Origin of the sequence: Coleofasciculus sp. FACHB-712 (assembly GCF_014695635.1) — a bacterium.
GTDB lineage: Bacteria > Cyanobacteriota > Cyanobacteriia > Cyanobacteriales > FACHB-T130 > FACHB-T130.
This window is the reverse complement of record NZ_JACJOQ010000385.1, coordinates 1-7,862: the sequence shown is the minus strand read 5'-3', so window position 1 is coordinate 7,862 and position 7,862 is coordinate 1. Positions and strand designations below refer to the sequence as shown.

Here is a 7,862-nt window from a genome sequence, read left to right as displayed (position 1 = left end):
CGCCGCTGCGCCTGTAAACCGCCAAGCCAGCGTGCTGGGCAAATCTAATCCTTCCGCATAGGCAAGCTTAGCGAATATCGCCAGCGTTGCAAAACCCGTCGCGGAGACGGCTATCAGAGCAACTCCCGCCCGATTGGGGCGCGGCGCAGTTCTTTCTTCCTTTATTTTGTGGGGTGGCATGAATTCCTCCTGCTTCTACATCAGCATACGAGAAACGACAGGGTGCAATTGACAAGTTTCCAGATATTCTTACAGAGGTGAGAGGTGCCCAATTTTCGATGACATCAAGCAGTGAAAGTATGACTCGTCTCAACCATCCAGGGGAGAACTCGTTGCTACTTTCCTACGTCTCATCGGGTGGGAAAATTCATCATGCTCTGCAATTTCAGCCACAATTCGCTATGTCAATCAAGAAAATTATTTCTTACGTCCTGCTAATTTTTGTACCCATTTCAATTGCTGCTGAATATTTAGGGTGGGGTTCGCTTGCCATTTTTATTACATCAGGGATCGCTATCGTCCCCCTAGCAATTTGGTTAAGCACTGCGACTGAAGAAGTTGCCGTCGTTACGGGGCCTTCGATTGGTGCATTGTTAAATGCAGTCTTTGGAAATGCAACCGAGCTAATTATTGCTTTAGCAGCTCTAAATGCTGGTTTAGTTGACATTGTTAAAGCAAGTATTACTGGAACAATTATCAGTAATTTACTCCTGGTCATGGGCCTTTCCATGCTTTTAGGAGGACTGCGCTATAAAGAACAGGAATTCAAGCCGATTGTGGCGCGAGTGAATGGTTCCTCGATGACGCTGGCAGCGATCGCTCTTATTTTGCCCACGACGGTCATCAATACCTCAAATGGTGTTCCACCCGATGCAATTCGCAATCTCTCCCTCACAGTTGCCACTGTGTTAATCGTAGTTTATGCTCTGACGTTACTGTTTTCTTTAAAAACTCATAGCTATCTTTACGAGGTGGGATTAGTCGATTTAGACTCACCAAATTCAATCGGTTCTGAAGCTGAATCAACTGCCCACAAACCGAATCTTTGGCTCTGGATTGGTGTGTTAGTAGCCTCTACGGTTGCAGTTGCCTTTGAGTCAGAGATTTTTGTGGGAGTCGTAGAGGAAGCAACAAAGGGTCTGGGATTAACTCCCTTATTTACAGGTGTTGTTCTGTTACCTCTCGTTGGCGGTGCAGCCGAATATGTAACTGCGGTCAACGTCGCTCTCAAGAACAATATGGATTTATCCGTCTCTGTGGCGATGGGGTCTAGTTTATTAGTTGCCCTGCTCGTAGCTCCAATTTTAGTTTTGGTAGGAGTTGTCATTGGTCAACCAATGGATCTCAACTTCAATCCTTTTGAAGTGATTGCGGTAGCGATCGCTGTCACTGTTGCCAATCTTATCAGTCTAGACGGACGCTCTAACTGGTTAGAAGGCGTACTGCTCTTAGCAACCTACATCGTCTTGGGAGCAGCTTTTTACTTTCATCCCGCCTAAGGGTTGTTTTTTGATAATTGGGAAAAAGTTTTGAGTTAAAGGACTTTCTGCTCGCCTCAAAACTCAAAATTCAAAACTCTCATTACCAAATCCTTACGCCGAACGTCCGCTTTCTCCCTTCACCACCGCTGCTCCAATTAAATGCGCCAGACGTAATGCCTCTGGAACGTTGCCGCAGTCAGTCAGACGTTGCAGCACCGCAGCTGTTACGTCTGGCTGAGCACCGCACACTTGGAAAAAGAATGGCGGGAAGGTATAAATTCCACCAGCACGCTGCAAAAGCTTGAGCCGTCGCTCTGGCTGTGGCAAGTGGTGAATGGCTTGTTTGACGGCGGCTAAATCAGGCTGACGCCGCATTACGGCAACGCAGGGGAGTTCCAATCGCTCGGCAAGCTTAGGAAGGTCAATCACATTAAAACCGCCAAAAGCGATGCCGTCGAGCAGCACTAAGTGTAATTGCGGCAAGAACTTTTTACCGAGCAGTAGCTTACAAACGGTATCAGTTGCATTCCAGCCATCTTGCCGCACCTTTCCCCACACCATGCCCTCAAAGCGGGTGCCTGCACAAACGATCCCAGCGATGGAGGCACTACCACCCCTACGGCGTGCGAACGGTGCATCATCGAAGCCGATGACGCGAATTAGGCGATTGAGTCGGAGTAAAGATTCAAGATTCATCTCACACCAAAAAAGGCGATCGCATCCGTGATTTTAAGCTAATTTTCCCTTTTAGAAGCGCTTAAAGTAGCATTTTTGAGCTTAAAAAATTAAGCCATACTAATCGCCCTAAAAAAGCTTATTTATGCCAATTTTCAGAAAAATATGTTTAATTCTAACTTGCTCGCTCGTCTAACTCAGGTCTCTTGGTGGCATCCGAGGTACTAAAGTGCCCAAAAGCACCCGTGAAAGCTGAACCAGTCCGCTCTAAATAATGAGAAAATGTTAAGTTATCTATCATAAAAACTTGGTGGCAGAATTATGGCTCAAATTCAATTTTCCAGAGGGATCAACGAAGAAGTCATACCGGATGTAAAGCTAACCCGCTCTAAGAGTGGCGCTCATGGCACCGCTACGTTTTATTTTGAAAGTCCCAACGCCTTTAACACCGAAACCTCAGGGGAAATCACTGGGATGTACATGGTTGACGAGGAAGGAGAACTGTTGACGAGAGAAGTCAAGGGCGTATTTGTCAACGGTCAAGCAAAAGACCTCCAAGCAACTTACCTGATGAAGTCTCCTGAAGAATGGGATCGCTTCATGCGCTTCATGCAACGGTATGCAAAAGATCATGGTTTGGAACTTAGCCAGTCCTAAATAAAGACCTAAGTGCTTGGGGCACAGGCAATACCCATGCAATCCGGTTCGGATAAGCTCATTTGCCTACAAGTAACCTCTGGTAGAGACGCGAAATGGTGCGGCACTGCACTGCGTTAACGTGTCGCAGCACGAATGCACCATTTCGCTAATGCGTCTCTACACCCCTCCACTGAGCGGTTGAAACCGCACAGCGACAGCAAGCACACATGAAAACCTGCCGGGAGCAGGTTACAGAACCCTTGATTTTCGGTTGGTTCGCGCTTTTAGGACTTGGAATGCAATCGCCGCAAAATTCCATTCTGAGGGCTTGGTGCAAAATTTGAGTTAACCGAACAGTATTTGAATGCGCGTGCCCTTACCGAGAGCTAGCGAAATCAGGAGTCAAGATTCGTAGGAACGGTTAATCGGACAGCCGTGTGGCAGTAAGATATCCCAGAAAAGCCCGTTTTTAAAAACTCAAAACTCTTGAGGGAATAGCTTACCCATGACCAATCTGCCTCACCCAGACCCGGAGAGGATGACAGTGACTTGCGCTGTTATCACTGTTAGCGATACGCGATCGCCCGAAACCGACAAAAGCGGTCAATTGATTAAACAGTTACTCCGAGATGCCGGTCATGCGGTCTCAGAGTACGCCATTCTCAAAGATGAACCGGAGGAGATTCGGGCGCAGCTGCAAGCACTCACCCAACGCCCGGATCTGGATGCTTTGATCTTCAATGGAGGCACTGGCATCGCGCCGAGAGATACCACCTACGACGCTCTAGAAAGCTTGCTCTCAAAAATCTTGCCTGGATTTGGCGAATTGTTCCGGTTTCTCAGTTATCAAGAAATTGGCTCGCGGGCAATCGCATCTCGCGCCGTTGCCGGTGTCTATCAAACCAAATTGGTATTTTCCATCCCCGGTTCTACCAATGCCGTTAAACTTGCCATCCAACAGCTAATTTTGCCAGAACTTGTTCACTTAGTTAGCCAGCTACAGAAAAGTGAGGAGTGAAGAGTGAAGAGTTAGGACTGAGGACTGAGGGCTGAGGACTGAGAAGTGAAGAGTTAGGAGTCAGGAATCAGGAGTCAAGAGCCAGGAATCAGGAGTCAAGAGTCAGGAGTGAAGGCGTCTTACAGGCGAGTCAGTGAGAAATAGAGGGGGATAGGCGAGTGAAAGATAGAGTAGAGCGATTTGAAGATTTGATTGCTTGGCAAAAAGCTAGAATCCTTACAAAATCAATTTATCAAGTCACTCAACAGGGTGATTTTGCAAAAGACTTTGGGCTTTCTAGGCAAATTCAACGAGCAGCAGTCTCCATAATGTCTAATATTGCAGAAGGCTTCGAGCGAGGTGGTCGGGCAGAGTTTCATCAGTTTCTTTCTATCGCCAAATCTTCTTGTGCCGAACTTCGTTCTCAACTCTATGTCGCCTTTGATATTGGTTATCTCAAGCAGACTGAATTCAACCAGCTTTTAACACAGGCACAAGAAGTTGCTCGAATTACAGGCGGTCTTCGCGCTGCCGTTGAGAAACAAAAATACCAACAAAAAAGGACTGATGACTGAGGATTGAGGACTGGGCTAGAAGAAAAGAAATATTTAAAAGCAGTCAATTTTTCTCCAGTTTCTCCTTACTTCTTCCTCTTTTCCTCAGTCCTCAGTCCTCAGCCCTCAACCCTCAGTCCTCACTCTTCAGTCCTCACTTCCTTTGCTCTTACCGGACGCTAATCGGTCGGGTCCGTTGAGGTTTATTGGGTTGGGCAAGGCGGGTGTTTTCCAAAGCTGCGATCGCGCGAGCATATTGGGGATCTTGCTGAGTTCCCACCAGCGATGGATTCGTCCCCAGACGCTTTCGCTGATCGTCGTTCAGGTCAATCTTGATATCCGGAGTCACCCCCTTGTGGCTGATATCCGTTCCTAGGGGCGTGTAGTAGTGGGCAATCGTGACCGCTAAACCCGAACCATCGGAGAGAGAATGTACCGACTGCACTAACGCTTTGCCAAAGGTTTGAGAGCCAATAATTGTGGCTCGACCATTATCCTTCAACGCACCTGAGAGAATCTCGCTGGCGCTTGCCGAGTTGCCATCTACCAGCACAGCCAAAGGCAACTGTGTCAGCGCCGTGCGATTTGTCGCAAATTCTTCGTTGTCTCCCTTGCGGTCTACGGTACGGACGATAGCACCTTTGTCCATCCACATCCGGGCAATTTCCACACTCGCGTGCAATAATCCACCCGGATTTCCCCGCAAATCCAATACAAAAGCATCTACTTTGTCGTTATTCAGGGATTGGATAGCGCGGCGCATCTGCTCTGCTGAGTGAGCGCTAAATTCATTCAGACGGATATAGCCAACGCGCAACTTGCCTTCCTGCTTGACCGACTGACGGACGGCTGCTATTTCAATCTGCGCTCTGGTCAATGTCACATCAAAGTCGCCTTTTCCGTCTCGTGACAGCTTAAGCTTTACTTTCGTCCCCACCTCACCCCGAATCAGGTTAGCGGCGGCTTCCACACTCATCCCTTTTGTGGCTTTGCCATCAATTGTCAAAATCTTGTCCCCAGTCTGAAGTCCCGCTCTCACTGCTGGGGAATTCTCAATGGGTTCTACGACGGTAAGAACCTGAGTCTTTTCGTTCAGTTCCAAGCGCAAACCGACGCCAGAAAGTTCGCCGGAAGTTTGACTGGTGAGGGCTTGGTACTGTTTAGGATCTAAAAAGCGGGTGTAGGGATCGCCTAAGGTTTCCAATGCTTCCCGAATCGCCTTATAGGCATCTTCACGGGAATTATAGTTTTTGTTCAACAGCTGTTGCCGCTTTGCTTGCCAATCCACCTGATTAAAGGTGCCATCAACATACTCGCGGTTGACAATTTGCCACGCCTCATCGACGACTGATTTTGGACTTTCCTGTAGAGCAGCGCGAACGGAGGAGCCAAAGAAAGATAAAGCTGCTGTCGTAGCGATCGCTCCACCAAAGAGAGCAACATGGAGCAAGGAAAAGTTTTTTGGGGATGGATTCATGAACGGTGGCTCGAACGGGTGGGGTTTAATGTGTAGATACCGCGTGACGCCTGAAACGAACTATTTCTAAGATACTCAGGTTAATTAACCAGGCTGCATCAATTTTGTGCCAGTTCGCCCAGTGTCCTCCTTATTCGTCTCTGTAACAAGGATAACAGTCTAATTTAGCTAGACTCCCCTGCAAATTTTTGTCTACCTAAGTGTAATCGCCGCCAGAGTAAAAGAACAACAAAATCGCTTGGCTAGCTAAAGTAGTGTTAAGCATCGGCTAAATACCCTTCAAATTCTCAAAATGCCCGGAAAACGCAGAGGTAGTTCAACTGTGCGCGATCGCATCAACTTATCTAGGCGGGCTGGTTTCAGAAGATGGCGACAACTTCTAACACCAGGGATCGCTATCTTTAGCGTCATCTTGGGGACATGGTTATTAACTATTATGCTAACTTTGCGCTCTGCGGCGTCCGGTCCAGTAGATGCCTATTTGGTTTTAGGAGGTAGTATTCGTAGAGAAATATACGTAGCTCAGCTTGCAAAAGAATACCCGCAAACCCGCATATTAATTTCTCAAGGTTCTCCCGAACCGTGCATTTTGCTAATTTTTCAACGGGAAAATGCTCCCATAGAGCGAGTTTGGTTAGAAAAGTGTGCAGACTCCACCTTTGGTAACTTCTACTATAGTGTGCCGATTCTACGCGAATGGGGAGTAAAAAAAGTCAAACTAATTACTTCCGGTACCCATCTACCACGAGCTAAGTGGCTAGCACAGATTCTCATGGGCGCTCAAGGCATTTGGGTAGAGCCAGAGATTGTTCCCGAACAAGGCATTCCTGGCAATCGAGAATCCTCTTTCAAGACAGGATTGGACTTATCTCGTAGTTTGTTGTGGGCAATGGTGAGTCAGGTTTATCAGCCTAAATGTTCAAAATTAATTCCCCTGAAGGATGTAGATATAAAAGATTGGCGTCAGCGGGGTTTTAAGTGCGAACACCAGGGGAATATTCAGTAGCGAGTCGCGATCGCATTCTCTTACCCAGCCGTAACAAATGCGATCGCCGACTCATTTTTTAATAAACCGCAGTTTGAGCAGCCATTGCTCGAATGGTAGACAAGGGAATTTCATAGAAGTACCTTTGGCGAAATTGTTCTTCTTGAACTGCTGCGATAAATTGTTCGATGGCTGTCTCTGCTTTCGGTAATTGTCCGTTCCCTAAATCAGAATGACCGGCATCTTCCTGGGAATGCCAAGTAATTTGAACCATCCAGTCGAGTTGTTTAACATGGAAGCCGAGATGAGAAATAGCTTCTAATCCGAGTTGGAGAGTGCGATCGCTAATTCCCAGCTTTTGGTGCAGTTGAGTATACGTCGCCTCTTGACCCGTGCGACTCAGATATTTGGCAATTCCTAACAGTTGCAGCCAGATTTGGCTGGGGGGAACGGGTTCTGGGGGAGGATAAGCGATCGCGAGGGTTTGATTTGCCTGAATTGCCCGCCTGAACCACACTTGCAGCTCATCCCAGCTACTGGGGCACTCTCGAACTGGCAGAACTGATAGCGCAGCAGTAGCAAGTGCGGACTCCTCACGACAGTCTAAAATCCAGTCTATCTGGTTCGGAGTGCCTAACTGCTGCGGCTGTTCTAAAGAACGCACGGCAATTATCCGCACTTCATAGTGAGGTCTAATCCCTTTATTAGGATTTTCGTAGCTATTAAAATCAAGCTCGACAATTGCATCGCATCTACCTTGAGGTAGTTCTTCCTTATAATGTCCCCACCAGATTCCTGAAAACCCAGTTTCGCAAGAGTCATCCCGAATTTTAAAAGTAGTTTTGATATATTGAACTTTTGCGCCTTTTAAGTCCTGAGTATTACTATTCCAACTATTTTCAAACCAGCAATTTTGAATGAGCAATTTTGGTGCTGGATTGCCCATTCCGCAGGGTTCTAATAGTTTCAGTTCCCAAAATAAATCTCTTCCTAATTCACTGACCGTACACACCAAATCGGCCTGCACAATCGGCGCTAAAGGTGTCCCATCTGG

At 47.3% G+C, this 7,862-nt stretch carries 8 protein-coding genes and 2 pseudogenes; 5 read left to right on the top strand and 5 right to left on the bottom strand.

Annotated elements, in window-relative coordinates; all coding sequences use genetic code 11:
- Window positions 1–180: pseudogene (locus H6F50_RS10970) on the bottom strand (hypothetical protein); the annotation flags it as partial.
- Window positions 181–401: 221 nt separating this feature from the next.
- On the opposite strand from H6F50_RS10970, the gene cax reads away from it, so the two are divergent.
- The gene (gene cax / locus H6F50_RS10965; RefSeq protein ID WP_190428720.1) at window positions 402–1,499 is read left to right on the top strand and encodes a calcium/proton exchanger; all 1,098 of its coding nucleotides are present in this window, start codon (window positions 402–404) and stop codon (window positions 1,497–1,499) included.
- 93 nt (window positions 1,500–1,592) lie between these two features.
- Here cax and H6F50_RS10960 read toward each other — a convergent pair whose 3' ends face one another.
- Window positions 1,593–2,177: a DUF99 family protein gene (locus H6F50_RS10960; RefSeq protein ID WP_190428719.1), complete on the bottom strand. Its 585-nt coding sequence runs from the start codon at window positions 2,175–2,177 to the stop codon at window positions 1,593–1,595.
- A 154-nt stretch (window positions 2,178–2,331) separates the two neighbouring features.
- The gene (locus H6F50_RS27565) at window positions 2,332–2,457 is read right to left on the bottom strand and encodes a hypothetical protein (protein WP_277879337.1); all 126 of its coding nucleotides are present in this window, start codon (window positions 2,455–2,457) and stop codon (window positions 2,332–2,334) included.
- Window positions 2,458–2,477: 20 nt separating this feature from the next.
- On the opposite strand from H6F50_RS27565, the gene psb28 reads away from it, so the two are divergent.
- The 3 genes from psb28 to H6F50_RS10945 all read left to right on the top strand — a co-directional run bounded on the left by psb28 (window position 2,478) and on the right by H6F50_RS10945 (window position 4,367).
- On the top strand, window positions 2,478–2,813 hold the full coding sequence (gene psb28, locus H6F50_RS10955) for a photosystem II reaction center protein Psb28 (RefSeq protein WP_190414836.1): 336 nt from the start codon (window positions 2,478–2,480) through the stop codon (window positions 2,811–2,813).
- 487 nt (window positions 2,814–3,300) lie between these two features.
- Window positions 3,301–3,813 (top strand): MogA/MoaB family molybdenum cofactor biosynthesis protein, encoded by a 513-nt coding sequence (locus H6F50_RS10950; RefSeq protein ID WP_190428718.1) that lies wholly within the window; start codon window positions 3,301–3,303, stop codon window positions 3,811–3,813.
- Window positions 3,814–4,001: 188 nt separating this feature from the next.
- Complete coding sequence (locus tag H6F50_RS10945; RefSeq protein ID WP_199292092.1) at window positions 4,002–4,367, top strand: four helix bundle protein; 366 nt, start codon at window positions 4,002–4,004, stop codon at window positions 4,365–4,367.
- A gap of 148 nt (window positions 4,368–4,515) precedes the next feature.
- Here the strand turns inward: H6F50_RS10945 and ctpB are convergent, their stop codons facing one another.
- Window positions 4,516–5,823 carry a carboxyl-terminal processing protease CtpB gene (gene ctpB / locus H6F50_RS10940; RefSeq protein ID WP_190414839.1) on the bottom strand — a complete coding sequence of 436 codons (1,308 nt, stop codon included), beginning with the start codon at window positions 5,821–5,823 and terminating at the stop codon, window positions 4,516–4,518.
- Between the two features lie 292 nt (window positions 5,824–6,115).
- Here ctpB and H6F50_RS10935 point away from each other — a divergent pair, with 292 nt between their 5' ends.
- Window positions 6,116–6,829 (top strand): YdcF family protein, encoded by a 714-nt coding sequence (locus H6F50_RS10935; protein ID WP_190428716.1) that lies wholly within the window; start codon window positions 6,116–6,118, stop codon window positions 6,827–6,829.
- A 58-nt stretch (window positions 6,830–6,887) separates the two neighbouring features.
- On the opposite strand, the pseudogene H6F50_RS10930 reads toward H6F50_RS10935, so the two are convergent.
- A pseudogene (locus tag H6F50_RS10930) lies at window positions 6,888–7,862 on the bottom strand (single-stranded-DNA-specific exonuclease RecJ); the annotation flags it as partial.